Raw genomic sequence first — 26,453 nt, 5'->3', positions numbered from 1 at the left:
CATGGCCGCGCTGACCGACCGCCCGGCGGCGGCGCCCGCTCGCGGCGACCAGCGCGCGGCCCGCACCCTGGCCACCCGCTTTCTGGGGTACGCCACGCTTGTCTTCTTCGGGCTGGTGTTCCTCTACCCGTTCGTCATCCAGATCGCGAGCTCGCTCAAGACCGAGCCCGACGCGGCGGCGAACCCGCTCTCGCCGTTTCCGGACCCGCTCAGCCTCGCCGGCTTCGACCGGATCTTCGCCGGCACCAACTTTCCGCTCTGGCTGGGCAACTCGCTGCTGGTCACCGTGCTGGTGACCCTCGGCCGGGTGTTCTTCGACTCGCTCGCCGGGTACGCGCTGGCCCGGCTGCGATTCGCCGGGCGCGGCGGGCTGTTCGCTGCCGTCATCGCGGTGATGGCGGTGCCCGGCGTGGTGCTGCTGATCCCGAAGTTCCTGGTGCTCAACCAGCTCGGCCTCTACAACAGCTACGCCGGCCTGGTGGTGCCGCTGCTGGCCGACGCGGCGGGCGTGTTCATCATGAAGCAGTTCTTCGAGTCGATCCCCGTGAGCGTGGAGGAGGCCGCCCGCATCGACGGGGCGAGCATCTTCCGCACCTTCTGGTCGGTGGCGCTGCCGATGGCGAAGCCGGCGCTGATCACCCTGACCATCCTGTCGTTCCAGGGTTCCTGGAACGAGTTCCCGCACAGCCTCGTGTCGGTGCAGGACCCGGACCTGTTCACCCTGCCGCGCGGTCTCGCCGACCTGGTCAGTGGCTCGCTCGGCAGCGGCAACCAGTACCCGCTCAAGCTGGGCGCGGCGCTGCTCGCCACCATCCCGGTGGCGATCATCTTCGTGGTGTTCCAGCGCTACTTCGTCCGCGACGCCAACGACGGCGCGGACAAGGGCTGACCGTACCGGTGCGGCGGCCCCGGGCCGCCGCACCGGTCACTCGGCCGGAACCTTCTCGGTCGGCACGGCCACGTGCAGGCGCACCTGGGGCACCAGCATGTCGTCGACGTCCAGCGCCCGGGCCGCGCCGTCGGGCTCCCAACCGGTGCTGGTGAGGAACTTGCGGGTCGCCTCGTCACCGTCGAACGCCCAAGCCACCGCCCGACTCATGCCGTCCTCCCGCCACAGGTCGACGGCCGCGGCGAGCAGCCGACTGCCGTGCCCGCGCCGGCCCCAGCGCGGCTCGACCAGCAGGTCGGTCACCGCCGCCACGTCCGGGCCGAGCGCGTCGGCCGGCTCACCCGGGGCGAGCGCCTCGCCGTCGGCCGGGCCGGAGGCGGCGAACCCCACCAGATACGATTGCTCGGCCTGTTCGACGGCGACCAGCACCCGGTGCGCGCCCGAGGGCGGCTCCAGCACCGCGGCGCTCCACCGCCGGGTGAGGAACGCCTCGTCCAGGTTGTCGAGCACATGCCGAGGCAGAATGCGGCGGTACGCGACCCGCCAGGTCGCGAGCTGGATGCGTGCGATCTCGCCGGCGTCCTCGGGACGCGCCGGGCGGACGTACCCGAGAGCCATGGGACGGAAGCCTACGCAGGGCGAGGGAGGCGACGGTGGCGCAGGGTGCCAACAGGACGACCGCGCAGGTCGTCGGGGTGGTGGTGCTCGCCGCGGCGGTCACCGCGTTCCTCGCCGTCGCGGCCGTCCGGCACGGTTTCTTCGACCTCAAGGTCTACTACGGCGCGTTGACGTGGTGGGTGCACGACGGCGGGGAGATCTACGACTACCTCAAGCCGGGGACCCAGTACGGCTTCACGTACCCGCCGTTCGCGGCGCTGGTCATGCTGCCGATGGCGTACCTGCCGTGGTCGGCCGCGATCGTGGTGAGCGTGCTCGCCAGCGTGGTCACCACGACGGTGCTGATCTGGTGGCTGGTGGACCCGATCGCCCGCCGGGCCGGGTGGACCCCCTGGTTCGCCCTCGCCGTCGCGCTCTGCCTGGCCGCCGCCTTCGAGCCGATGCGCGAGACGGTCAACTTCGGTCAGGTCAACACACTGCTGCTGTTCCTGGTGGCGGTGGACCTGCTGCGGCTGCTGCCGGCCGGCAACCGGTGGGCCGGGGTGGGCATCGGCCTGGCCACCGCGATCAAGCTGACCCCGGGCATCTTCATCGTCTATCTGCTGGTCACCGGGCGGTGGCGGGCGGCGCTCACCGCCAGCGGCGCGGCCGCCGGGGTGACGTTGCTGGCCGGCGCGCTCTTCCCGGACGCCTCCCGCGAGTTCTGGACCGAGGCGCTGTGGAACACCGGGCGGGTCGGCGAGCTGGCGTTCGTCTCCAACCAGTCGTTGCGCGGGGTGGTCGCCCGGCTCGACCCGCAGCACCCGAGCACCCTGCTGTGGCTGCTGCTGGTGCTCGGCACCCTGGCGCTCTGGGCCTGGCGGTCCCGGGTTGCCGTCGCCGCCGGTGACGAGGCGACCGGCCTGGCCCTGACCGGCGCGGTGATGTGCCTGGTCAGCCCGGTCACCTGGGTGCACCACCTGGTCTGGCTGCTGCCCGGGCTGATCCTGCTTGTCGACAACGCGATGGCCGCGCCGGCCGGCCGCCGACGGCGCGTCCTGCTGGCCGCCGCGACCATCGGGTACGTGCTGCTGATCAGCCGGACCGTCTGGTTCTGGGAGAAGGACTTCACCGGCGTCGACGGATTCGTCGGCAGCAACGCGTACGTCTGGATCAGCCTGGCCCTGCTGGCCTTCCTGCCGGTTCGCCGGTGGCTGACACCGGGCAGGTCAGTCGTCGAGGCGTCCGGCGTACCGCAGCTCGACCAGTCCGACCGGCCCGCGCCCGCCGGCGAGCGGCACCTGGTAGATCGACAGTTCCCCGTCCGGTGACAGCCCCGCCCGTTCGTAGAACCGCCGAGCCCTCCCGTTGTCCGCCAGCACCCACAGCCGGTAGCCGGTCCAGCCCCGTTCGCTGAGCCCGGCGCGGGCGGCGGCGAGCAGCTCGGCAGCCGTCCCGTCGCCCCAGAACGCCGGCTCGACGTAGAGCGCCAGCACCTCACCGACCGTCGGGTCCAGATCGTCGCGGTCCTGGTTGCGGCGGTACGGCCCGAACGTGGTGAAGCCGACGACCAGCCCGTCCACCTCGCCGAGCAGGGTGCTGAACGGGTGCTCCGGGTCGGCGGTGCCCAGGTCACGACGGCGCTGCGCCCAGGCCCCCACGTTGAGCCGTCCGAGCACCTCGTCCGGCATGAAGCCGGCGTAACCCGCCTGCCAGCCGTGCACGTGCACCCGGGCGACCGCCTCGGCGTCGTCGGGCTCCTCCCGGCGGATGGTCAGCATTGCACCGTTCTATGCCCCCGTGGCCGTCGGAGTCCAGCTTCCCGCACCGGCGTCGTACCGATGATTTATCGTCGCCGACGATGGCCGCACCGGAAGCACTCTCACTCGCCCAGGCCCGCCGGGTGGCACTCGCCGCCCAGGGCTTCGCCGACCCGCCGCCGGTCGGGGTGCCCACGCGTCGACATCTGCGCCGGGTCCTCGACCGGGTCGGGTTGATCCAGATGGACTCGGTAAACGTGCTGCAACGGGCGCACTACCTGCCGCTCTACAGCCGGCTCGGTCCGTACCCCACCGCGCTGCTCGACCAGGCCGCCTACCGCCGCCCCCGCGAGCTGTTCGAATACTGGGGCCACGAGGCGTCCCTGGTGCCGGTCGGGCTGCATCCGCTGCTGCGCTGGCGAATGGCCCGCGCGCACAGCGAATCCTGGGGTGGCATGCGGCGCATCGCCCAGGAGCAGCCGGAGCTGGTCGCCTGGGTCCGTGCCGAGGTGGCCGCGCGGGGTCCGTTGACCGCCGCCGAGATCGAGCACGACGCGCCCCGGGAGACCGGCAACTGGGGGTGGAACTGGTCGGCGGTGAAGCGGGCGCTGGAGTTCCTGTTCTGGGCCGGCGAGGTGACCGCCGCCGAGCGCAGCACGTCCTTCGCCCGCCGCTACGACCTGCCCGAGCGGGTGCTTCCGCCGGCCGTGCTGGCCGCGCCCACCCCGACCGACGCCGAGGCGTACCGCGCTCTGGTGGCCCTGGCGGCGCGGTCGCTCGGGGTGGCCGCCGAACCGGAGCTGCGCGACTACTTTCGGCTGCCACTGGCCGGCGCCCGGCAGGCCGTCGCGGAGCTGGCCGAGGCCGGCGAGCTGGTGCCGGTCACCGTGGCGGGCTGGCGACAGCCGGCCTGGCTGCACGCGTCCGCCCGGCTGCCCCGGTGGATTCGGGGCAACACGCTGGTCAGCCCGTTCGACCCGCTGATCTGGGAACGTGCCCGCACCGAGCGGCTGTTCGACTTCAGCTACCGGATCGAGATCTACGTCCCGGCGCCACAGCGGGTGTACGGCTACTACGTGCTGCCGTTCCTGCAGGGCGACCGGTTCACCGCCCGGGTCGACCTGAAGGCCGACCGCAAGGCCGGGGTGCTGCTCGTGCCGGCCGCCTGGGTCGAGCCCGGCGCCGACCCGGGGGAGACCGCCGTGGCGCTCGCCGCCGAGCTGTACCGGCTCGCCGGCTGGCTCGGGTTGGACGCGGTGGCGCCGCCCGCGGCCGGCGACCTGGCCGGTCCGCTCACCGCCGCGTTGGCCGGCGTGTCCGGTGTACCGTGAGCGCGTGACGAGCGTTCCCGGACCGGTCGACCAGCCGCAGCCCACCCCCGGTGCGGTGCACACCGTGCCGGCCGATCCGGCCGACCGTGGTGCCGCTGGCGTCGGCCCCGCAGGCCTGGGTCCGGGTGGTTGGCCGACGCCCCCGCCGGGTGGCTACCCGGCGCACGAGTCGGACCGGTTCGAGCCCTACCGGCGGGAGGTGCCGGCGGACGTCCTCACCCGGTTCGTGCTGCGCCTTCACGCGCGGTCACCGCGCTGGGCGGCGCCGCTGGCCGCGGTCGGGTGCGTCGGCCTCGGCATGGCCTACGCGCTGCTGAGCAACCCGGCCCACGCCGACCCGGACGCCGCGCCGACCTGCCTGCTCAAGCTCACCACGGGGCTGGACTGCCCGGGCTGCGGCGGCACCCGCGCGCTCTGGTACGTGCTGCACGGCGACCTGCCGGCCGCCGCCCGACACCACTTCCTGTTCGTCTTCGCGCTGCCCTTCCTGGCGTACCTCTTCGTCGCCTGGGCGGGCCACCAGGCGTTCGGTTGGCGGCTGCCGGAGCTCCGGATCAGCTCGAAGGTCATCGTCGGGTTCCTGGGCGTGTGGCTGGCCTTCTCGGTGCTGCGCAACCTGCCCTGGGCGCCGTTCACCTCGCTCTACGTCTGAGGGCCTGCCGGCTCGGCCTGCCGGCCCGGCCTGCCGGCCCGGCCTGCCGGCCCGGCGTGCCGTGGCTCGGCGTGCCGTGACTCGGCCTCCTCGGCCTTCCGCGGGCGGGCCGGGAGGGTCCTGCGCGTCCTGTAGAGCTGCCCCGGATATGGGGCGTGGCGGTGGTGCGCCCAGCGTCGTGCCGCCTGCCCCAGAGGTGGGGCAGCTCTACAGGCAACCGAGGAGGTGGCAGGGACCGGCCCGGGCGTCGACGTGCCGGTCGAGATCTTGGACACCTGCGGCCCCGACGACGCCGCAAGGGCCGGTGATTTTGCGGTAGCTGGGCGCTTTCTGCACCGCGAGCCCGAGTTGGGCACGGGACCGCCGGCTACTACAGTCCCTGGCATGCCGGAAATGGTGCAGCCCCAGGTCAAGTTGATCGCGTGGACCCAGTTCGCGGCCCCGGACGACGTGCCGTGGTCGACCGACGCCGAGGGCGGCCAGGCGCTCGCCGAGTTCGCCGGGCGGGCCTGCTACCAGTCGTGGAAGAAGCCGAACCCGGCGACCGCCACCAACGCCGGCTACCTCGCGCACATCTTGGAGGTCGGGCACCTGAGCGTGCTGGAGCACGGCTCGGTCACCTTCTACTTCACCGGGGTATCCCGCTCCTTCACCCACGAGTTGATCCGGCACCGGCACTTCTCGTACTCCCAGCTCTCCCAGCGCTACGTCCCCGAGCGGGACGCGGCCATGGTCGAGCCGGCGGTCATCGCCGACGACCCCGAGCTGCACAAGAAGTTCACCGAGGCCGCCGAGGCGAGCGTGCGGGCGTACACCGAACTGCTGGAGGGTCTTGAGCAGCGGTTCTCCGACGAGCCCAACCCGACGCTGCGCCGCAAGCAGGCCCGGCAGGCGGCCCGCGCGGTGCTGCCGAACGCCACCGAGACCCGGATCGTGGTCACCGGCAACTACCGTGCGTGGCGGCACTTCGTCGCCATGCGGGCCACCGAGCACGCCGACGTGGAGATCCGTGAGCTGGCCGTGGAGTGCCTGCGCCAGCTCCTCAGAGTCGCACCGAACGTCTTCGCCGACTTCGTGATCTCGACGCTGCCGGACGGCACCGAGGTGGCGGCCAGCCCGCACGAGGCGTCCTGAGCCCTTCCCCGGCGGGCTCCGGCTGGTCGTCCGCTAGGTTGGAGGGTATGACGCACGACCACCCCGACGCCGCGGCCCAACCGGCGTCCCGCCCCTTCGGCCGGGTGCTCACGGCCATGGTGAGCCCGTTCACCCCCGACGGCTCGCTCGACCTCGACGGCGCCGCCCGACTGGCGAGCCACCTGGTCGACGAGCAGGGCAACGACGCGCTGGTGGTCAACGGCACCACCGGTGAGTCGCCGACCACCACCGACGCGGAGAAGGAACGCCTGATCCGGGCCGTGGTGGAGGCCGTCGGTGACCGGGCCAGGGTCGTCGCCGGGGTGGGCACCAACGACACCCGGCACACCATCGAGCTGGCCGCCGCCGCCGAGAAGGCCGGCGCACACGGCCTGCTCGTGGTCACCCCGTACTACAACAAGCCGCCGCAGAGCGGTCTGCTGCGGCACTTCACCGCGGTGGCCGACGCCAGCGGACTGCCGGTGATGCTGTACGACATCCCGCACCGCTCCGGCGTGCCGATCGACACCGAGACACTGGTCCGGCTCGCCGACCACGCGCGGATCGTCGCGGTCAAGGACGCCAAGGGCGACCTGACCGCCACCAGCTGGGTGACCAGCCGGACCGGCCTCGCCTTCTACAGCGGCGAGGACGCGCTCACCCTGCCGGCGCTGGCCGTCGGCTGCGTGGGCGTGGTCGGCACCTCGACGCACTTCACCGGGGCGCTGACCGCAAAGATGATCGAGGCGTACGACGCGGGGGACATGCCGGCCGCGCTTGCCCTGCACCGGCGGCTGCTGCCGCTGTTCACCGGCATCTTCCGCACGCAGGGCACCATCCTGGTGAAGGCGGGCCTGGCGTCGCTGGGCCTGCCGGCCGGCCCGGTGCGACCCCCGCTCGTGGACGCCACCGACGACGAGATCGCCCAGCTGCGCGCGGACTTCGCGGCAGCGGGCCTGGAGCTGCCCGAATGATCGAACGACACGATGGGCGCCGAGTGACGGCGTCGCAGAATGAGGTGGACGCGTGACCGAGGCGCACATCGAGGCGGAACTGCCCCCGCCGCTGCCGGAAGGTGGCCTGCGGATCATCCCGCTCGGCGGGCTCGGCGCCATCGGTCGGAACATGACCGTCTTCGAGTACGACGGCAAACTGCTGATCGTCGACTGCGGGGTGCTCTTCCCCGACGTCGAACAGCCGGGCGTGGACCTGATCCTGCCCGACTTCGGCCCGATCCTGGACCGGCTGGCCGACGTCCAGGCGATCGTGCTGACCCACGGTCACGAGGACCACATCGGCGCGGTGCCGTACCTGCTCGCCCACAAGCCCGACATCCCGCTGGTCGGCTCGCAGTTCACCCTCGCCCTGGTCGAGGCGAAGCTGGCCGAGCGGCGCATCCAGCCGTACACGCTGACCGTGCGGGAGGGCGGCCGCGAGCGGCTCGGCCCGTTCGAGTGCGAGTTCTTCGCGGTCAACCACTCCATCCCGGACGCGCTCGCCGTGGCCATCCGCACCCCGGCCGGCCTGGTGCTGCACACCGGCGACTTCAAGATGGACCAGCTCCCGCTGGACGGCCGGATCACCGACCTGGCCGGCTTCGCGCGGCTCGGCGCCGAGGGCGTCGACCTGCTGCTGTCCGACTCCACCAACGCGGAGATCCCCGGCTTCGTCACCCCGGAGCGGGAGATCGGGCCGGTGCTCGACTCGATCTTCGCGAAGGCCAAGGGTCGGATCATCGTGGCCTCGTTCGCCTCGCACGTGCACCGGGTGCAGCAGGTCTTCGACTCCGCCGCGGAGCACGGCCGCAAGGTCGCGCTGATCGGCCGGTCGATGGTCCGCAACATGGGCATCGCCCGCGACCTCGGCCTGCTCAACATCCCGGCCGGCCTGGTCATCGGGATCGAGGAGGCCACCACGCTGCCTCCCGAGCAGATCGTGCTGATGTCCACCGGTTCGCAGGGTGAGCCGATGAGCGCCCTGGGCCGGATGGCCAGCGGCGACCACCGGCACATCACCATCGCCCCCGGTGACACCGTCGTGCTGGCGTCGTCGCTGGTGCCGGGCAACGAGACCTCGGTCTACCGGGTCATCAACCGGCTCGCCCGGGCCGGTGCGGTCGTCGTGCACAAGGACGTGGCCAAGGTGCACGTCTCCGGGCACGCTCCGGCCGGCGAACTGCTCTACCTGCTCAACGTGGTCCGGCCCAGCAACCTGATGCCGGTGCACGGCGAGTGGCGTCACCTGCGCGCGCATGCCCGGCTCGGCATTGAGTCCGGGGTCGCCGCCGACCGGGTGGTGATCTGCGAGGACGGCGACGTCGTGGACCTCGTCGAGGGCCGCGCCAGCCTCGTCGGGCACGTGAAGAGCCGGTACGTCTACGTGGACGGCCTCGCCGTCGGTGACGTCAGCGAATCGCTGCTCACCGAACGGCGGATCCTCGGTGACGGCGGTTTCATCGCCACCACAGTGGTCGTCGACTCGGTCACCGGCAAGGTCGTCGCCGGCCCGACGCTGTCCGCGAAGGGCTTCTCCGAGGACCCGGAGGCGTTCAACCCGGTGGTCCCGCTGGTCACCGAGGCGCTCAACCGGGCCGCGGCGGACGGCATCACCGACCCGCACCAGCTCCAGCAGATCGTCCGGCGGACCGTGGGGCGGTGGGTCAACGACAAGTACCGTCGTCGGCCGATGATCGTGCCCACCGTCGTCGAGGTCTGAGCCCGTCGCGCTGACGCCGGTCCACCCGTTCGGGGTGGGCCGGCGTCGCCGTGTCGGCCGCCGGGCGGTCAGGGCAGGTCGGCCACCGCTTCGGCGTACGCGACGCCGGTGGCGATCGCGGCGTCCACCAGCACCAGCAGCTGCGCCGGCGCCACCCCGTGGGTCAGGTCGGTTGCCACGTCCCCGGCGAGCACGATCTCCGTGTCGAGGTCGTGCGCGTACGCCTTGGGCAGCAGCCGGTCGTGGTTCCAGGCGTTGCAGAAGGCGTACGCCTCGGCGCGGCGCGCGGTCGGCAGCCGGCGGGCGGCCATCGCCCGGGTGTGCAACACCTCGCCGCGTTCGCCGGCCCGACGGAACTGGATCACGGCCGCACCCCACCGGCCGACCACGGTGCCGCCGTCGTCGACCAGGTACCGGTCGCCGCGCCTGTCCAGCGTCGAGGTGATCATGTCGGTGGTGAGTGCCATCACCTCCCGCTCGGAGTCCGCCTCCGCGCCGGCCTCGTCCGCCCCGGCCTCGTGCGCGCCCGGCTCGCGCGCGCCGGCCGTCTCCGCGTCGGGCTCGTCGTCGGGCTCGTCGTCGGCGGGCAGTGGCGCGGCCGTCGCGGATGGGCGCTCGGCCAGCCAGGCCGCCATCCGGCCGGACTGGTGACCGGTGCCGTTGCGGGCGTCGAAGCTGCCCGCCAGGTCGGTGGCGAGGCCGAGCAGCAGCGCGCCCAGGGTGCCCACCTCCAGCTCGGTGGCCGGTCGCTCGGCGTACGCCGGGCGGTGCACCGTCCGGTCACCCAGCCCGGCCTCCTCGGCCAGCCCGCAGACCAGCGCCCCGGCGGCGGCGAACTCCATCGCGGCGAGGTCGTCGGTGGGCCGGTCCAGTCGGGGCAGCTGCTCGGTCAGGATGGCCAGCCCGCGTTCCAGATGCCCGCCGAGCGCGCAGAAACGCAAATGCGTGGCGAGGTACGGAAAGGCGGAGCGCTCACGCCGGTGTCGCCGGTACGCCCGCACGTGCGCCGCCGCGGCCTGCTCTGGTTCGCCGAGCCGCAACAGCGGCAGCAGATCGGCGACCAGCGCCCGTTCGGGCTGGTCGGTGCACTCCTGAGCGTCGGCGTCGTACGCCCGCAGCTCACTGCGTGCGGCCTGCCACTCGCCCCAGCCGGCGAGCAGTTCCGCGCGTCGGGCCGGGGCGCAGCCGGGGCATCCACCGGCCGGGCCGGGACGCGTGCCCGCCCACCCCTGGAAGAAGTGGCGGGCGGTGGGTTCGTCGCCGAGGTGGTCGGCGATCCGGCAGCGTAGCTCGGCGACGGTCGGCACGTCGGGCCCGTCCGCCCCCACCCGGTGGGCCAGGTCGTCCAGCAGGAGTCGGGTCTGGTCCAGCCCGACCCGAGGCGTGCCGAGCAGCGCCTCCACGGCGTAGCGCTGGTAGCGCGGCAGCAGCTCGGCCTCGGCGTCGGTGAGCAGCGCGGGCCACCGGTCGGCGGCGGCCCGGCAGCGTCGCAACGGCTCGACCAGCCGCCACCGCTCGCCGTGCAGCAGGTACGCCTCGATCAGGGCGAACCGGGCGTCCACCGCGGACCGGACGTCCCCGGCGGCGTCGGCCTGTTCGGCGACCCGTTCCAGGGCGGCCAGCCGACCGGGCCCGTCGGGCAGGTCCCGGGCGTCGGCGAGCGCGGCCACCAGCGCCGGGACGCGCTGACCTGCGAGCCGGCCATCGGAGGGGCCGTCCGGCCGGTCGGTGCGGCTGCCCGCCGCCTCCTCCGGCCCGGTCACGCCGACACCGCTGGTGGCAGCCGGCCGACGGCGACGGCGAGCTGGCAGCCGGCCGTGATGCCACAGTCGAGCAGTTGGTCGAGCTGGTGCGGTGTGACCCCGCGCTCCAGGTCGGTGATCACCTCACCGTAGATCCGGGCCTGACCGCCGTCGTCGACGTGCACGAACGCCTTCGGCCAGAGCCGGTCGTGGTTCCAGGCGTTGCAGAAGGCGTACAGGGCGGGCACCTGCTCGATCCCGAAGGCGGGCGCGACCATCGTGCGGACCTGGAGCAACTCGCCGTCCACCCCGAGACGCAGGAACCAGATCAGGTTGTCGTCGAAGCGACCCACGAGGTCACCGTTCACGGCGCGGCCGACCGTCCGGCCACGCGCGGCGAGCACCGCGGCGACCAGCTCGTCGGTCAACGGGCGCAACCTACCGGGGTGCCCGGCCAGCGGATCGTCCTCGAGTCTCGGCGACGCCATCGGGCATCCCTTCTGAGGCGGATATCACGACCGGCGGCGGGGTCCGTGCTGCGACGCGCGGACACGACCCGGAAAAGCGGCGATCTGCCCGGCCCCACCGTTACCGTGACTCTATGGCGGGCCGTACCTCTCAGGCGAGCCGGCGACGCGGCGCGTCGCCGCGCGGTGGCACCAACAGCCGTGCCCGTCAACCGGCGAAGAAGACCCGGGCACCGGTACGGCGGCGCACCACACCCGCCCGCCCGGGTCCGGCCGTCTACGTTGGCCGCGCGATCGGTGCACTGTGGATGGGGCTGGCGCACGGGATGGGCTGGGCGGTGCGCGCCGCCGGCCGGCAGGCCGCCTCCGCCCGCGACCTCGACCCCGAGCACCGTCGCGACGGCGGCGGGCTGCTGCTGTTCGGGCTGGCCCTGCTCACCGCCGTCGCGCTCTGGTTCTCCGGGGCGGGTCCGGTGGGCGCGCGGCTGGCCGACACGATCCGGCTGTTCCTGGGCGCGATCTCCGTGGTGGTGCCGGTGCTGCTGATGATCGGGGCGTGGCGGCTCATGCGCCAGCCGGCCGATCCGGAGCACCGGGGCCGCGGGTTGATCGGGTGGGGCTCGCTGCTGGTGTCGACCGCCGCGCTGCTCCAGATCGGTCAGGACCCGACGAACACCGTGCAGCGTGACTACGCCGGTGGCCTGGTCGGCGCCGGCGTGGGCGGGTTGCTGGAGCGGGCGGTCACCGCGTGGGTGGCCGTACCGTTGCTGGTCCTGCTCCTGCTCTTCGGCCTGCTCGTGGTCACCGCGACGCCGATCAACAAGATTCCCGAGCGGCTGGGCCTGCTCGCCGGAAGTCTGGTCGCGACACCGGACCCCGGCGTCGCCGAGGAGGTCGACGAGACGGCCGTCCGCCCGGCGCGCAGGCGACCGGCGAAGCGGATGCCGCCACCACTGGACCCGGACGACTTCGACGACCTGGAGGGCGCCGACCTCCAGGAGACCATGGTCCTGCCGCGCAAGGCCCCGGCGAAGGTGCCGGCCAGCCGCAAGCCGGCCGAGCCGCCGGAGCACTCGCCCGCGCCCACCCGCGCCGAGCAGCTCGCGTTGACCGGCCTGTCCGGTGACTACACCCTGCCCCCGGCGAACATGCTCAGCGCCGGTGCCGCCGCGAAGACCCGCAGCAAGGCGAACGACGAGGTGATCGCCGCGCTGACCGGCGTCTTCGACCAGTTCGACGTGGACGCCGCGGTCACCGGCTTCACCCGGGGCCCGACGGTCACCCGCTACGAGGTGGAGCTGGGGCACGGGGTCAAGGTCGAGCGGATCACCCAGCTCTCCCGCAACATCGCGTACGCGGTGAAGTCGCCGGACGTACGGATCCTCAGCCCGATCCCGGGCAAGAGCGCGGTCGGCGTGGAGATCCCGAACACCGACCCGGAGAACGTGGCGCTGGGCGACGTGCTGCGCTCGCGGGCGGCGACCAGCGACCACCATCCGATGGTGGTGGCGCTCGGCAAGGACATCGAGGGCGGCTACGTGGTGGCCAACCTCGCCAAGATGCCGCACATCCTCATCGCCGGGGCCACCGGCGCGGGCAAGTCGTCGTGCCTCAACACCCTGCTGGTGTCCATCCTCACCCGGGCCACCCCGGACGAGGTGCGGCTGCTGCTGATCGACCCGAAGCGGGTCGAGATGACCGGCTACGAGGGCATCCCGCACCTGGTCACCCCGATCGTGACCAACGCCAAGAAGGCGGCCGACTCGCTGGACTGGGTGGTCCGCGAGATGGACATGCGCTACGACGACCTCGCCGCCAACGGGGTCCGGCACATCGACGACTTCAACCGCAAGGTCCGCAACGGCGAGATCAAGGCTCCGCCGGGCAGCGAACGCGAGATGCGTCCGTACCCGTACCTGTTGGTGATCGTGGACGAGCTGGCGGACCTGATGATGGTCGCGCCGCGCGACGTGGAGGACTCGGTCGTCCGGATCACGCAGCTGGCCCGGGCCGCCGGCATCCACCTGGTGCTGGCCACCCAGCGCCCCTCGGTCGACGTGGTGACCGGTCTGATCAAGGCGAACGTGCCGTCCCGGCTGGCGTTCGCCACGTCGTCCCTCGCCGACTCGCGGGTCATCCTGGACCAGCCCGGCGCGGAGAAGCTGCTCGGCCGCGGTGACGGTCTCTTCCTGCCGATGGGCGCCTCGAAGCCGGTCCGGATCCAGGGCGCCTGGGTCACCGAGCGCGAGATCGCCGACGTGGTGAAGTTCTGCAAGGACCAGCGCGAGCCCGAGTTCCGCCCGGACGTGCTGGCCCCCGCCCAGGAGAACAAGAAGAAGATCGACGAGGACATCGGCGACGACCTCGACCTGCTGGTGCAGGCGGTGGAGCTGGTGGTCACCTCGCAGTTCGGCTCCACCTCGATGCTCCAGCGCAAGCTGCGGGTCGGTTTCGCGAAGGCGGGCCGTCTCATGGACCTGATGGAGACCCGGGGCGTGGTCGGGCCGTCGGAGGGGTCGAAGGCGCGCGACGTGCTGGTCAAGCCGGACGAGTTGGAGGACGTCCTGACCGGCCTGCGCGGCGACGTGGACTGACCGCGCCCGCCCGACCCGCTGACAGCGACGGGCCCGCCGGAAGCCGGCGGGCCCGTGCGAGAAGAACGCTCAGTTGTTGATCAACGCGCCGATGATCACCAGGCTGATGATCGCGGCGACGACGCTGGCCGCGGCGGCGTACCAACCCAGCGGCTTGTCGCCCAGGACGGCGCCGACGACGCCGGCGATCACGCCGAGCACACCGAAGATGATCGGGTTGAGCAGCAGGGCGAGCACCGCGAAGACGAAGCCCACGATGGTGAGGATGCGGGCGGCGTTGCTGCGCGGGCGGGCGGTGGTGGGAACGTCGGCCATGTCTTCCTCCGGTGTGAGAGCCTGTCGTGCCAGACCGATCAACTACCCACCGTGGACATTGGTCACGCGTAGTTTTTCAGTGAAAGATCTTCAATCCGACCACGCCGGCGATCACCAGCAGCAGGCAGAGAACCCGGGGCAGGCTGGCCGACTCGCCGAGCGCCAGCATCCCGACCAGCGCCGTCCCCACCGCGCCGATGCCGACCCAGACCGCGTAACCGGTGCCGACCGGGATGTCGCGCAGCGCGTACGCCAGCCCGCCCATGCTCAGCACCAGGGCCAGCACGAACACCGCCGACGGGAGCAGCCGGCTGAAGCCGGCGCTGCGGTCCAGGGCGATCGCCCAGACCGTCTCCAACAGTCCAGAGATCACCAACGCCAGCCAGGCCATCGTCCACCTCACGAAAGAGCGCCCGGGCTGCCGCACCGGACGAGTCGGGTCGTCACGTGGGGCGTCTTGGCCTGACCGGGTACGCCCACCACTCGTCCGGAGTGGTCACCGGCATCCGGGGCCACCGTGGCCGACGCTAGCACCGGCCCGGCGGCCGGGGTGGTGACTCCCGCCACCACACGTTGACCTCTACCTCACTTCAACTTGCAGTATGGCGAGATGGCCCTGCTCTATGCCGATCCCGAGATCGCCGCCGTCCTGGACGCCACCACCACCGTCGACGCCATGCGCGTCGCCCTGGTGGCCGCGTACGAGGGGCGGCTGGTCGCCCCGCCCCGGGCCGCCGCCCCGCTCGGCGGGGGACGAATGGTGCTCACCGCCGGGCACCTGGTCGGCGAGTGGTACGGCTACCGCTCGTACGACACGTTCGGCCACCCGCAGGGCGAGCAGCTGGTGGTGCTGCACGACGCCCACACCGGCGCGGTCCGGGCGGTAGCCGTCGGCGAGGAGCTGGGCTCCCGGCGTACCGGTGGGCTGGGTGGCGTGGCGGTCGACGCGCTGGCCCGGCCGGACGCGGCGACCCTCGGCGTGATCGGCTCCGGGCGGCAGGCGTGGACCCAGGTGTGGGCCGCGGCGGCCGTCCGCCCGCTGCGCGAGGTGGTGGTGCACAGCCGCTCGGCGGCCCGCCGGGACGCCTTCGCCGCCCGCGTGCGCGCCGAGCTGGGCGTGCCGGCCCGCGCGGTCGCCGACCCGGACGCGGCGGTCACCGGGCGGGACATCGTGGTGCTCGCCACCACCAGCCCCACCCCGGTGCTGCGCGCAGCCGATGTGAGCCCCGGCACCCACGTCAACGCGGTCGGTTTCAAGCAGCACGACCGCAGCGAGTTCGGCACCGACCTGCTGGACGTCGCCGACCTGCTGGTCACCGACTCGCCGGCCCAAGCGGCGGACTACCAGCCGCCGATGCTCGCGGCCCTGCCCCCGTACGCCGGACGGTTGCGTGACCTGGGCGGCATCCTGGCTGGCGCGGTCCCCGGCCGGACCACGGCGGACCAGGTCTCCGTCTTCTGCTCCACCGGCCTGGCCGGCACCGAGGTCTTCCTGCTCGACGCGCTGACCCGCGTGGGCGCCGGGGCGCGCTGACCGGCACGCAGGATGCCGTCGCGGACGGGACTGGCCGAACAGGGGACCCCCACCTGGGCGACCGGCCGGCATCGGCGACGTCGCTAGTCGATCATGATTTCGGTGACCGCCACGACGGGGCCGGCGGACGATCCGAATCTGAGGGGTCATGACCCTTGCCGCAGTGAACCTTTCCGACCCGGTCATCGAGATCGGCCTTCCGGCGGCGAGCCTGGCCTGCTGGGCGGTGATCTACGGGATCACCCTGCTGGCCACCCGGCCCGCCGCCGTGCCCCCGGGCCCGGCCGCCAGGGGGCTTCCCGGCCAGCAGCCCCCGGCTGTGGTGAACCTGCTGACCACCCGGTGGCGGCAGACGGAGTACGCGGCCGACTCCACCCTGCTCGACCTCGCCGCGCGCGGCTATCTGGAGCTGCGCCAGGCCGACCTGGATGCCCGGAACACCACGGTGCACCTCACCAGTCGCGCGCCTGACGACCTCAATCAGTACGAACGTCAGGTCCACGACCGGGTGGCCGAGCGTGCGGTCGACGGGGTGGTCCCGCTGACCGCGCTGAGCTTCGCCGATGCCGACCGCGCCGCCGCCTGGTCCAAGCGGCTGCGTCGAGCGGTCGTGGCCGACGCCCAACGGCTCGGGTTGTCCCGCAGACGCGTCTCCCGCCCGCTGGTCGTCCTGCACATCGTGCTCGGCGCGGTCGCCGCTGCCGCGGTCGCGGCCGGTTCCTGGCACTACGTGACCCGGTCCGACGCGGACCGGTTCGGCGTGGTCGCTGCCTTCCTCGTCCCCTTCATGGTGCTCGCCGGCATCGCGCGTCGGGACCTGGGCGAGCGGGACACCGCCGCCGGCCGGGCCGCCGCCGCCCGTTGGCTGGGTCTGCGCACCTGGCTCGCCGGGCACGAGGCCGGCGGCGACCAGCCGCCCGCCGCCGTCGTGGCCGGGGATCGCCAGCTGGCGTACGGCTGTGCGCTCGGCCTCACCCGGACGGCGTCCTCCGTGATCAATTTCGGCATGGCCGACCGCACGCGGCTCTGGTCGTCGTACGGGGGCAGGTGGCGGCAGGTCAGCGTCAGCTACCCGGGTCTGCTCTCTCGGTACGGGCCGACGCAGGCGAGCGGTCGACAGTTGTCCGACGTGCTCGCCCCGACCACGATCAGCGGAGAGGTGCTCTGGCGCCAGGTCTGGCAGCGGGACTCGTCGGAGGATGGTCCGGGCAGGATCATCAATTACCACCTCGTCGTCGACGACGGCCACGCCGACCGGCTACGCGCCTGGATCCTCCCGGCCAAGCTCGCGGACGAATGTCAGCTCGGTGACGTGGTGGCCGCACGTGTCCGACCGTGGGGCCGGCGGGTGCTCGGGGTGACCGTGCGACGGGCCGCGGCGGAGCCCGCCGGCACGTACGGCGACGATTCTCCGCCGCCCGGCGCCGCCCGGTCCCGGTTGCCCTAGCGGTCCTGCGCCACAGCACAGCGAGGGCGGCCCAACCGGCGCGACCAGCCCGCGTGCGTGGGCTTACCCGGCCGGCCCGGTACCCTCGGATGGTGTCTGCCACCTCTCCTTCTTCCGCTGACCACGCCGACGGCCGTCGCGTCGCCCTGCTGACCCTGGGCTGTGCCCGCAACGAGGTCGACTCGGAGGAGCTGGCCGCCCGCCTGCACGCCGATGGCTGGCAGGTGACCACCGACGGTGAGGGCGCCGACGTGGTGGTCGTCAACACCTGCGGTTTCGTGGAGAAGGCCAAGCAGGACTCCATCCAGACCCTGCTCGCCGCCGCCGGCACCGGCGCCAAGGTGGTGGCCGCCGGCTGCATGGCCGAGCGGTACGGCCGGGAGCTGGCCGACAGCCTGCCCGAGGCGCAGGCGGTGCTGAGCTTCGACGACTACCCGGACATCGCCGCCCGGCTGAACGCCGTCGTCGCCGGCGAGCAGATCACCGCGCACACTCCCCGGGACCGCCGCGAGCTGCTGCCGCTGACCCCGGTGCAGCGCCAGAGCGCCACCGTGTCCCTGCCCGGGCACGGCACCGTGGCGCGCACCGTCGTCGACACCGACGAGCACACCCCGGCGCACCTGCGCCAGGTGCTGCGCCGCCGACTGGACACCGGCCCGGTCGCCTCGCTGAAGCTCGCCAGCGGCTGCGACCGGCGCTGCGCGTTCTGTGCCATCCCGGCGTTCCGTGGGGCCTTCGTCTCGCGGACGCCGGACGAGCTGCTCGCCGAGGCGGAGTGGCTGGCCAAGACCGGCGTACGGGAGCTGGTGCTGGTCAGCGAGAACTCCACCTCGTACGGCAAGGACCTCGGTGACCCCCGCGCGTTGGAGAAGCTGCTGCCGCAGCTCGCCGCGGTGTCCGGCATCGTCCGGGTGCGGGTGAGCTACCTCCAGCCGGCCGAGACCCGGCCCGGTCTGGTCGAGGCGATCGCCGGCACTCCGGGGGTGGCCCCGTACTTCGACCTGTCGTTCCAGCACTCCAGCGAGCCGGTGCTGCGTCGGATGCGGCGTTTCGGCTCCACCGACCGGTTCCTGGAGCTGCTGGCCAGTGCCCGGGCGCTGGCCCCGGAGGCGGGCGCGCGAAGCAACTTCATCGTCGGCTTCCCCGGCGAGACCCGCGCCGACATCGACGAGCTGACCCGGTTCCTGACCGAGGCCCGACTCGACGCGATCGGCATGTTCGACTACAGCGACGAAGACGGCACCGAGGCGGCCGGCCTGCCCGGCAAGGTCTCCGCCGCGACCATCAAGCGGCGCTACGACCGGCTCAGCGCGCTCGCCGACGAGCTCTGCTCGCAGCGGGCCGAGGACCGGCTCGGCTCGACCGTCGAGGTGCTCGTCGACGCGATCGTCGACGGCGTGGTGGAGGGCCGGGCGGCGCACCAGGCGCCGGAGGTGGACGGTTCCACCACCCTCGTCGCGCCGGCCGACGGCGGGGTCGACCTGGCCGCGTTGCGCCCGGGTGACCTGGTGCGCGCCACGGTGACCGGCACCGAAGGGGTGGATCTGCTCGCGGTGCCGGATGAGATGATCTCGGCGGCGCCCGGCGCGGCACGGTGACGGCGGGCCCGGACGAAGCGGGGGAGCCAGGTGGTGCGGTGCCGGAAACGCCATGGCGACCCGAGCGGAGCGAGGCGGTGACCGGGGCGACGGAGTCGACGCCGGCCCGGGTGGTCGCGCGGGTGCCCGTGCTCAACGCGGCCAACGCGCTGACCGCGCTGCGGCTGGTGCTGGTGCCGGTCTTCGCCGCGTCCGTGATCGTGTCGGGGATGACCCATGCGGGCTGGCGGATGGCGGCCTGCCTGATCTTCGCGGTGGCCTCGGCGACCGACCTGGTGGACGGCTGGATCGCCCGCCGGTTCGCTCTGGTCACCTCGGTCGGCAAGGTGGCCGACCCGATCGCCGACAAGGCGCTCACCGGCGCGGCCCTGGTGCTGCTCTCCTGGTACGACCGGCTGCCCTGGTGGGTGACGGCGCTGATCCTCGTCCGCGAGCTGGGCATTACCGGGCTGCGATTCTGGGTGATCCGGCACGGTGTGATCGCGGCCAGCCGCGGCGGCAAGATCAAGACTGCGCTCCAGATCCTGGCCATCGCCTGGTACCTCTGGCCGATGCCGGCCGCCCTCGTGGCCGTCGGCCCCTGGATCATGGGTGCCGCCGTCCTGGTCACGGTGGCGACGGGCTTCGACTACATAACCCAGGCCCTCCGCCTCCGCCGCCCCCACCACCCCTGACCCCCGACCCACCCCCCGGCCCTCTCGCGGTGATCATGAAGTTATTGCCGTCCGGGCCGGCGTGTCGGGGCGATAACTTCATGATCGACGGGGTTCGGCCCGGAGGGTTGGGGGTCGACGGGTGGGGAAGGACGAGCTCATGCGGCGGGAAGAGCGGGACGAGAACGCGACGGGTAGCGCGGCGGCGGGCGTCGTGCACAGTCTGTCGCAGCGCCACGAGACCCTGGCCACCGTCGAGTCGCTCACCGGCGGGCTGCTGGCCGCGTCGATCGTGGAGATCGCCGGGGTCAGTGGCATCTACCGGGGCGGGCTTGTCGTCTACGCCACCGAACTGAAGTCCACGCTGGCCGGCGTACCGGCCGATCTGCTGGCCGAGCGCGGCCCGGTCGACCCGGACGTGGCGGCGGCGCTCGCCGAGGGCGGCCGGCGCCGCTGCGGCGCGGACTGGGGGCTCGCCACCACCGGGGTCGCCGGCCCGGAGCCGCAGGACGGCAAGCCCGTGGGCCTGGTCTACGTCGCGGTCGCCGGCCCGGGCGGTGCCGCCGAGGTCCGCCAGCTCGACCTGGACGGCGGGCGGGACCATGTACGCTCGGCCGCCGTGATCGAGGCGCTGCGGCTGCTCGCCGAACGGATCCACGCCGCCGACGAAGCCCCGCGGGACGGGTTGGAGATGGCCGACGAGGCCGCCCGGGACGGTCTGGGGACGGCCGGCGCGGGGCGCCGATGAGCCGCCCCGGGCGAACCAACGGGCGGGGCGGGATGTCGCCGGGCCCCACAGCGGGTACGGTTGCGGGAAGGCTCCGACGCTCGGAGCCGGCGCGGTCCGCCGCGGCCGGCCGCCCGACGCCGGGCGAGAGGTATCCCTCAGGGGGAGGTGCGATGGTCCTGCTACGCCGGGTGATCGGTGACGCACTGCGGGCGCGCCGGCAGGGACAGCAGCGCACACTGCGTGAGGTGTCCACCGCCGCCAACGTCAGCCTCGGCTACCTCTCCGAGATCGAGCGGGGGCACAAGGAGCCGTCCAGCGAGCTGCTCGCCGCGATCTGCGACGCGCTCGGTGCCCGCCTGTCCGAATTGTTGCGCGAGGTGAGCGACACCGTGGCCCTCGCCGAGCAGATGCCCGCCGGGGTGCTCGTCGGCATGCAGGACGAGCCGGCCGAGGCCGCGCCCGTCGGCGCGACGGCCGCCGTGCGCAAGGGTGCCAACCGGGGCGTCCGTCAGGTCACCTCCGATGGCAAGGTCGCCGTGTCGGTCCGGCAGGATTCGCCGCTGCGGGCAACCCTGCGCAGCACCCGGGTCCGCCCCACCGAGCGCGACCGGGACGTGGTCTGCGCCGCCTGAGCACGTCGAGCGGTTGACCATGGGCGACGTGGCCACAGCCGCGTAGGGTGGCCCGCAGGAGCCGACGGTTCCCGTCGAGCACCCGGTACGGATGCCTCGGTGGCGTTCGGCTGGGACGATGGAGACCGGCCGGTCCGCGGTCGGTCGGCTGAACCCGGCCCGATCGCGGTGGAGCGACGCTACTGAGGGGATACCGCGGAGATGGCGAACCCGTTCGTCAAGGGCTGGAACTACCTGATGGCGCTCTTCGGTGCCAAGATCGACGAGCACGCCGATCCCAAGGTGCAGATCCAGCAGGCCATCGAGGATGCCCAGCGGCAGCACCAGGCGCTGGTCCAGCAGGCTGCGGCGGTCATCGGCAACCAGCGTCAGCTGGAGATGAAGCTGTCCCGGCAGATGTCCGAGGTCGAGCGGTTGCAGGGCAACGCCCGGCAGGCCCTGGTGCTCTCCGACCAGGCCCGCGCCAAGGGCGACGAGGCCGAGGCGGTGCGGTTCGAGCAGTCCGCCCAGGCCCTGGCCACCCAGCTGGTCTCGGCCGAGCAGGCCACCGAGGACCTGAAGACCCTGCACGACCAGGCGCTCGGTGCCGCCGCGCAGGCCCGCCGCGCCGTCGAGAACAACTCGATGATCCTCCAGCAGAAGCTCGCCGAGCGCACCAAGCTGCTCAGCCAGCTGGAGCAGGCCAAGATGCAGGAGACGGTGGCCCGCTCGCTGGAGTCGATGTCGTCGATGACCGCCCCCGGCACCACCCCGTCGCTGGACGAGGTGCGTGACCGCATCGAGCGGCGGTACGCCAACGCGATGGGCCGCGCGGAGCTGGCCGGCAACTCCGTCGAGGGCCGGATGTTGGAGATCCAGAAGGCGACCATCGACTCGGCGGGCTCGGCCCGGCTGGAGCAGATCCGGTCCAGCATGGCGGGGGAGCAGCTCGGCGGCACGGCGCAGCGCCCGGCGGTGCCGCAGGGTGAGACGGCGAGTCCGGGCAGCGACCCGACCGCCGCGGCCCGGCTGGACGAGCTGCGCGCCAGCATGGCCCGCGAACGGGGCACCGGCGACCCGACCGCCGCCGGCTGAACGGTCCGAGGAGGTCTTCGGTGGCAGACGAGCGGACGCGGTACTTCCGTCGGCTGGGTCGGCTGCGCCGGTCCGCCCGGCGGTGGAGCGTACTGGCCGGTGGGCTCGGCGGCGCTGCGGCGGTGCTGACTCCGTACGCCGGCCTCGGTCTGCCGGACGCGGCCTGGGCCGGCGCCGCGGGCAGCGCGGTGGCGTTGGCTGCCTGGCGCTGGATCGATCTGCGAGCGCTGGCCGCGCGCCCGGTGCCCCCGGCGCTGGATCCGGCCGAGGCTGCCGCCCGGTCCCGAGCGCGGCTGGTGGCCGCCGTCGAGCGACTGCCGGTCGGCTCGGGCGTGCTCGCCGAGGTACGCCGCGTTCGCAGCCGGGTCGCGCTGCGCGGCACCACCGCCGGGCAGCAGTGGGGCCGACTGGACCGGGCGTCGCTCACCCTGGCCGGGATGGCGCCCCGGCTCACCGGGCTGGCCGAGCCGGCCGTGCTGGAGGCCGCTGCCGCCGACCGGTCGTTGCGCGACCTCGCCGCGCGGGTGGCCAGCGTGGAACGGGCCCTGCGGCTCGCGCCGACCGACGCCCGGGCGCCGCTGGCCGAGGCGCACCGCACGCTGACCGCCCAGCTGGAGAGTGGCGTGGCGGCCTACGAGCGGCTGGTGGTCGCCGCCGCCGGATACCTCGCCGAGGACGCCCGACCGGAGCCCACCCACCCGGCCGCCGACCGGCTCACCGAGGCGACCGACCTGCTGCACGGCGTCGCCTCCGCCCTGGCCGAGCTGCGTGCCGGCAGCTCCGGGCTGCGGGCACCCACCAGCTGAGCCCCGCCCGGCCCGTCACGGTGGGGTCGTGACCGGGATCGGGCCGGTGTACGGCGAGCTGCCCACGACGTTGAACGACCGGATCCGGTAGTGGTAGGTCACGCCCCGGGCCAGCCCCGTGTTGGTGAAGCCGCGACCGGTCACGGTGAAGGTCGCCACCTCCTGCCCGAACGCCGGGTCCAACGCCCGCTGCACGATGAACCCGGACCCCGGACCGGCGGGCGTGTGCGCCGTCCAACCCAGCACCACCGTGGCGGTGTCCGGGCCGGGCGCGCTCGCGGCGGCGGTCACCTCGCTCGGGGTGCCCGGCGCGGGCGGCGTGCTCGCCGAGGCCACCGTCGACCAGGCCGAGGCGGCGCCCAGGTACGTGGTGCGGACCCGGTAGTAGTACGTGGTGTCCGGGGCGGCCGTGGTGTCCAGGTGGTTGTCACCGACCCCGATCGCCGTGGTGCCCGGGCCGCTGGTGAAGGTCGGGTTGGTGGCCCGCTGCACGTCGATGCCTGTGGCGAAGGAGCGGTTCGTCCAGCGCAGGGCCACCCGCAGCGGCGCGGCGGGCGGGATCGCCGCGATCAGCCCGCCCGGCGCGGCGAGGTGCACCGAGGCGGGCACGCTGTTCGACCAGGACGAGTAGCTGACGTCGTTCTCCGCCCGGATCCGGTAGTGGTAGGTCGTGCCGGGGGTGACCGTGGCGTCGGTGTAGCGGGTGGCGGCGGCCGCGACGGTGATCGTGGTGACGTCGCCGCCGAAGGTCGCGTCGGTGGCTCGTTGCAGCAGGTGGCTGGTCGCGGGCGGGCGTCCGCCGTTGCCGGTCCACGCCAGGGCGATCGCCGGTAGCGCGGTGGCCGAGCCGGGCACCGGCGTGGCGGTCAGCCCGGTGGGGGCCCTCGGCGTCACCCGCAGCACCAGCGGGCGACTCATGCCCAGGTCGCGGTGGCCGGCGAGCTGGCTGTGCCAGCGGTACTCCCAACCGAGGTTGACCATCTGGTTGACCACCACGGCGGGTCGCCCGTCGGTCGGGCTGATCGGCGTCGACCCGGCCCGCGCGCCGGGTGGACGGCCGGGGTCGAGCAACCGGACGCTGTCGCCCAACTTGAACGGCAGGGCCGGGGCGACGGGGCGCAGCGCCACCACCACGTCCTCCCGCGGGTTGACCCGGACGATCTGCTTCCAGCCCAGCTCCGCACCGTGCGGGGGGCGCTGCGTGCCGTCCCAGCCGACCCGGTTGACGAGCTGCACGTCGCAGCCGCCGAAGTGCAGCGGCTCGGTCTGCCGGACGTTGCCGCTGATCCGCCAGAGTTGGGTGCCGTCGGCCGGCGCGCCGACCGGGATGGCCGGGTCGGCGGCGTACAGCACCTCGGTGACCGGGTCGGTCGGGCCGAGCGGCAGGGTCGCCGGGGCGAGCGGCCCGGCGTGCGGGTGGGCGACCCCGAGCCGCCCGGCCAGCCGCCCGTGACCGGGTTCGAAGATCTGCTGGGCGGCCTTGACCTCGATCGGCAGGGTCACCGGGCCGGCGCCGCCCAGCGGTGTGAACGTCACCGTGTCGGCGTGCGCCGACACCGTCGTCCCGGCCGTCGTCCGGCTGCCGAAGGCCGGGTCGTACGCCGGCTGCGGCACGATCGGCGGGCGCTGGCTGGCCGCGTACGCCCCGGGCAGCCGCTCCCGCAGCCGGGCCAGGTCGTACGCCGGTTCGGGCACGCCGCTCACCCGGAACTGGAGCAGGGTACGGGTGTTCGGGCCGTACCCGGGCTCGGTGGGCGGTGGGCCGCCCTCGGCCGTCCGGTCCGGTGCGTCGGTGTGCTGGTCGTAGCGCGGGTCGAAGCCGGGCAGCGGGGCCGGGGCGTCGTTGTAGAGGATCAGCGTGCTGCCCGGCGCCACGGTGGAGAAGTCGACGAGCACATCGGCGCGCTCACCCGGGGCGAGCAGCAGCGCGTGCCCGTCCACGTTCAGCACGGTCGGGTCGAGCCGGTCGTAGCGGTACCCGATCGGCCGGTTCGGCAGCACCACCGGGGCGGGCAGCAGCCCGGCCTCGTTGCCGATCTGGACGAACTCCGGGCCGGCGGCCCGGGGGTCCGGCACACCGCCGTCCCGCCCGTCGCTCGGCCAGGCGTCCGGCCGGTCCGGCGCGCGCACGGCGGGCACCATCGGCACCTCGCCGGCGTCCGCGTCGGCCAGGACACCGGCGTCGGTCCACATCGGCGCGTCCGAGCAGGCCCGGTAGAGCTGGAGGTTGAGGCTGCGGTCCAGGCAGGCGTTGAGGATGCGGAACCGGTACGCGCGTGGGCGCACCTCCAGGTACGGGTAGGCGACGCCGTTGACCAGCGGGGTGTCGCCGTACGCCGCGGGCACCGCGGACGGGTGTGGCACCCCGGGGCGCAGCGGCGGCTCGGTGGGCGCGCCGACGGGGTCGTGGTGCGGGTTCGGCACCGGCCCCGGTCCGGTCGGCGGTGGCCCGCCGGTGATCCGTTCCGCCAGCGGCCAGCCGTCCACCGTGGGTTCGCCGTCGGCCCGGCTGCCGTCCGGGCCGGGACTGCGCGACCAGGGGCCGTAGTCCCACCGGCCGGTGGGGTTGCGCCCGCCGGACCGGTACGGGTTCTGCCGGGGCTGGTAGACGTGGGGGTGCCACAGGCTGCCCCGGGCCCCCCACCGTTCCCGGTCCCAGGTCGGGTCCTCGGCGGCGAGTTGGGTGTCGTCCGGTACGAACGTCTTGTCCTCGATCACCAGGGGGAGCTGGTCGGCCGGCAGCACCCCGTCGGCGACGAGCTGATCCTCGACCGGGTCGGTGAGCAGGTAGGGCGCGAGCTGACCAGCGTAGACGGTGAGCCGGGCCAGGCCGAGGGTGTTGTCGTGGAACCAGAGCAGCCGGCCGCTCTGCTCGTTGGGGAAGTAGAGCGTGGTGGCGCCGGCACCGGGTGGCGGCATGTCCGGCACGGGCGTCAGGCCCGTCCCGGTCGGGTACGGGGTGATCTCACCGGCCGGGGTGATCCACTGCCCGGGGTTGCCCGCGCTGGTCCAGCCGGTCTGCGCCCCGGCCAGGTGCAGCACCGCTCGATTCTGCGGGTACGGCGCCGGGCCGTCCAGCGGGCCGATGCCGGCCCCCTCGACCGTCTCGTCAACCGGCAGGAACAGCTCGCCGGCCCGGCCGGTGGGGAGCTGGTTGATGAACTTCACCCGGACCGGCCGGCCCCGCCGGGCGTGGATCATCGGGCCGAGGTGCCAGGGCCGATCCGGGGGCGCCACCGTGTTGTGGCCGGACGCGTCGGTGCCAAGGTTGAGCTGACGGTAGCCGCGCAGCCGGGTGGCCGGCAGGTCCCGGTGCAGGCGTTGCGTGTACTCCTGGAGCCCGATCTCGTAGTAGTCGCAGCCCGGGTAGCTGATCGTGTCGGGCACCGCCACCGGCAGGGCCTGCTGGCCCGGCACGGGCAGCGCGTCGACGAACTTGCGCAGCCCGGTGCCCGGCACCGGCCGGCCGTCGGGGGCGCGCGTCGGGCGGGGACTGTACGCGACGTTCGGCACCGGCCCGAAACAGCGCGGCACGGCGGTCGGGTCCAGGCTCGCCGCGGGGGCGGCCTCCTCGGCGGTACGCGCGGCCGGGACGGACACCGTCCGGGCGAGACCGTCGGGGGTGGGCCGGTAGAAGAAGGTGGAGCGGAGTCTGCGGAAGATCGCCATGACTCTCCCCAAGGTTGCGGCACGAGGATCGCCACCCCGGCGTGGCGGCCCCCGGCACTTCGCTGACGGGCGGTGAGCACTCAACCGCAGCATGCGACGTCGGAGGCCGGATAG

General features: G+C 73.6%; 23 protein-coding genes and 1 riboswitch. Of the genes, 16 read left to right on the top strand and 7 right to left on the bottom strand.

Going from position 1 to position 26,453, the window contains the following annotated elements; genetic code table 11:
* The first annotated feature begins 1 nt into the window (after position 1).
* A complete protein-coding gene (locus ACGGAQ_RS14630; protein ID WP_393048710.1) occupies positions 2–889 on the top strand; it encodes a carbohydrate ABC transporter permease in 888 nt (295 codons plus the stop codon).
* Between the two features lie 36 nt (positions 890–925).
* Here ACGGAQ_RS14630 and ACGGAQ_RS14625 read toward each other — a convergent pair whose 3' ends face one another.
* Positions 926–1,507, bottom strand: a complete 582-nt coding sequence (locus ACGGAQ_RS14625; protein WP_393048707.1) for a GNAT family N-acetyltransferase — start codon at positions 1,505–1,507, stop codon at positions 926–928.
* Between the two features lie 35 nt (positions 1,508–1,542).
* On the opposite strand from ACGGAQ_RS14625, the gene ACGGAQ_RS14620 reads away from it, so the two are divergent.
* A complete protein-coding gene (locus ACGGAQ_RS14620; protein ID WP_393048704.1) occupies positions 1,543–2,817 on the top strand; it encodes a glycosyltransferase family 87 protein in 1,275 nt (424 codons plus the stop codon).
* On the opposite strand, the gene ACGGAQ_RS14615 is transcribed toward ACGGAQ_RS14620, so the two are convergent.
* The gene (locus ACGGAQ_RS14615) at positions 2,716–3,267 is read right to left on the bottom strand and encodes a GNAT family N-acetyltransferase (RefSeq protein ID WP_393048701.1); all 552 of its coding nucleotides are present in this window, start codon (positions 3,265–3,267) and stop codon (positions 2,716–2,718) included. The genes ACGGAQ_RS14620 and ACGGAQ_RS14615 overlap by 102 nt on opposite strands.
* Positions 3,268–3,347: 80 nt before the next feature.
* Here ACGGAQ_RS14615 and ACGGAQ_RS14610 point away from each other — a divergent pair, with 80 nt between their 5' ends.
* The 5 genes from ACGGAQ_RS14610 (at position 3,348) to ACGGAQ_RS14590 (ending at position 9,078) form a co-directional block, all read left to right on the top strand.
* Positions 3,348–4,577, top strand: a complete 1,230-nt coding sequence (locus tag ACGGAQ_RS14610; protein ID WP_393048698.1) for a winged helix-turn-helix domain-containing protein — start codon at positions 3,348–3,350, stop codon at positions 4,575–4,577.
* Positions 4,567–5,229 carry a DUF2752 domain-containing protein gene (locus ACGGAQ_RS14605; protein ID WP_393048695.1) on the top strand — a complete coding sequence of 221 codons (663 nt, stop codon included), beginning with the start codon at positions 4,567–4,569 and terminating at the stop codon, positions 5,227–5,229. Before ACGGAQ_RS14610 ends, ACGGAQ_RS14605 begins: the two co-directional genes overlap by 11 nt.
* Positions 5,230–5,622: 393 nt before the next feature.
* Positions 5,623–6,363: an FAD-dependent thymidylate synthase gene (gene thyX / locus ACGGAQ_RS14600; RefSeq protein WP_393048901.1), complete on the top strand. Its 741-nt coding sequence runs from the start codon at positions 5,623–5,625 to the stop codon at positions 6,361–6,363.
* 47 nt (positions 6,364–6,410) lie between these two features.
* The gene (gene dapA / locus ACGGAQ_RS14595) at positions 6,411–7,337 is read left to right on the top strand and encodes a 4-hydroxy-tetrahydrodipicolinate synthase (RefSeq protein ID WP_393048692.1); all 927 of its coding nucleotides are present in this window, start codon (positions 6,411–6,413) and stop codon (positions 7,335–7,337) included.
* A 52-nt stretch (positions 7,338–7,389) separates the two neighbouring features.
* Entirely contained in the window at positions 7,390–9,078 is a 1,689-nt protein-coding gene (locus ACGGAQ_RS14590; protein ID WP_124854118.1) for a ribonuclease J, read from the top strand.
* A gap of 68 nt (positions 9,079–9,146) precedes the next feature.
* On the opposite strand, the gene ACGGAQ_RS14585 is transcribed toward ACGGAQ_RS14590, so the two are convergent.
* Both ACGGAQ_RS14585 and ACGGAQ_RS14580 read right to left on the bottom strand, forming a co-directional pair.
* Positions 9,147–10,841 carry a YbjN domain-containing protein gene (locus tag ACGGAQ_RS14585; protein ID WP_393048688.1) on the bottom strand — a complete coding sequence of 565 codons (1,695 nt, stop codon included), beginning with the start codon at positions 10,839–10,841 and terminating at the stop codon, positions 9,147–9,149.
* Positions 10,838–11,308, bottom strand: coding sequence for a YbjN domain-containing protein (locus ACGGAQ_RS14580; protein WP_393048685.1), 471 nt, complete (start codon positions 11,306–11,308; stop codon positions 10,838–10,840). The genes ACGGAQ_RS14585 and ACGGAQ_RS14580 overlap by 4 nt, the downstream gene beginning before the upstream one ends.
* Before the next feature lie 113 nt (positions 11,309–11,421).
* Here ACGGAQ_RS14580 and ACGGAQ_RS14575 point away from each other — a divergent pair, with 113 nt between their 5' ends.
* Positions 11,422–13,881 carry a DNA translocase FtsK gene (locus ACGGAQ_RS14575; protein ID WP_393048683.1) on the top strand — a complete coding sequence of 820 codons (2,460 nt, stop codon included), beginning with the start codon at positions 11,422–11,424 and terminating at the stop codon, positions 13,879–13,881.
* Positions 13,882–13,950: 69 nt separating this feature from the next.
* On the opposite strand, the gene ACGGAQ_RS14570 is transcribed toward ACGGAQ_RS14575, so the two are convergent.
* Together ACGGAQ_RS14570 and ACGGAQ_RS14565 are read right to left on the bottom strand one after the other, a co-directional pair.
* Positions 13,951–14,196, bottom strand: coding sequence for a hypothetical protein (locus tag ACGGAQ_RS14570; RefSeq protein ID WP_393048681.1), 246 nt, complete (start codon positions 14,194–14,196; stop codon positions 13,951–13,953).
* A 76-nt stretch (positions 14,197–14,272) separates the two neighbouring features.
* Entirely contained in the window at positions 14,273–14,587 is a 315-nt protein-coding gene (locus ACGGAQ_RS14565; RefSeq protein WP_393048678.1) for a DMT family transporter, read from the bottom strand.
* A 55-nt stretch (positions 14,588–14,642) separates the two neighbouring features.
* Positions 14,643–14,713, bottom strand: a riboswitch (guanidine-III (ykkC-III) riboswitch).
* 93 nt (positions 14,714–14,806) lie between these two features.
* Between ACGGAQ_RS14565 and ACGGAQ_RS14560 the strand changes: the two genes are divergently transcribed.
* The 8 genes from ACGGAQ_RS14560 to ACGGAQ_RS14525 all read left to right on the top strand — a co-directional run bounded on the left by ACGGAQ_RS14560 (position 14,807) and on the right by ACGGAQ_RS14525 (position 22,670).
* A complete protein-coding gene (locus ACGGAQ_RS14560; RefSeq protein WP_393048675.1) occupies positions 14,807–15,730 on the top strand; it encodes an ornithine cyclodeaminase family protein in 924 nt (307 codons plus the stop codon).
* A 163-nt stretch (positions 15,731–15,893) separates the two neighbouring features.
* The gene (locus ACGGAQ_RS14555) at positions 15,894–17,177 is read left to right on the top strand and encodes a DUF2207 family protein (protein WP_393048672.1); all 1,284 of its coding nucleotides are present in this window, start codon (positions 15,894–15,896) and stop codon (positions 17,175–17,177) included.
* Between the two features lie 89 nt (positions 17,178–17,266).
* Positions 17,267–18,775 carry a 30S ribosomal protein S12 methylthiotransferase RimO gene (gene rimO / locus ACGGAQ_RS14550; RefSeq protein WP_393048669.1) on the top strand — a complete coding sequence of 503 codons (1,509 nt, stop codon included), beginning with the start codon at positions 17,267–17,269 and terminating at the stop codon, positions 18,773–18,775.
* A 77-nt stretch (positions 18,776–18,852) separates the two neighbouring features.
* Positions 18,853–19,449, top strand: coding sequence for a CDP-diacylglycerol--glycerol-3-phosphate 3-phosphatidyltransferase (pgsA, locus tag ACGGAQ_RS14545; RefSeq protein WP_354859210.1), 597 nt, complete (start codon positions 18,853–18,855; stop codon positions 19,447–19,449).
* A gap of 139 nt (positions 19,450–19,588) precedes the next feature.
* Positions 19,589–20,176: a CinA family protein gene (locus tag ACGGAQ_RS14540; RefSeq protein ID WP_393048666.1), complete on the top strand. Its 588-nt coding sequence runs from the start codon at positions 19,589–19,591 to the stop codon at positions 20,174–20,176.
* Positions 20,177–20,328: 152 nt separating this feature from the next.
* Positions 20,329–20,790: a helix-turn-helix domain-containing protein gene (locus ACGGAQ_RS14535; protein ID WP_007456752.1), complete on the top strand. Its 462-nt coding sequence runs from the start codon at positions 20,329–20,331 to the stop codon at positions 20,788–20,790.
* 201 nt (positions 20,791–20,991) lie between these two features.
* Positions 20,992–21,864, top strand: coding sequence for a PspA/IM30 family protein (locus ACGGAQ_RS14530; protein ID WP_355066838.1), 873 nt, complete (start codon positions 20,992–20,994; stop codon positions 21,862–21,864).
* A gap of 20 nt (positions 21,865–21,884) precedes the next feature.
* Entirely contained in the window at positions 21,885–22,670 is a 786-nt protein-coding gene (locus tag ACGGAQ_RS14525) for a hypothetical protein (protein ID WP_393048663.1), read from the top strand.
* A gap of 15 nt (positions 22,671–22,685) precedes the next feature.
* On the opposite strand, the gene ACGGAQ_RS14520 is transcribed toward ACGGAQ_RS14525, so the two are convergent.
* Positions 22,686–26,339, bottom strand: coding sequence for a hypothetical protein (locus ACGGAQ_RS14520; protein WP_393048660.1), 3,654 nt, complete (start codon positions 26,337–26,339; stop codon positions 22,686–22,688).
* Positions 26,340–26,453: the final 114 nt, after the last annotated feature.

The sequence above is a fragment of the Micromonospora sp. NPDC047557 genome (assembly GCF_043205095.1).
Classification (GTDB): Bacteria; Actinomycetota; Actinomycetes; order Mycobacteriales; family Micromonosporaceae; genus Micromonospora.
This window is presented reverse-complemented; position numbering and strand designations above follow the sequence as displayed.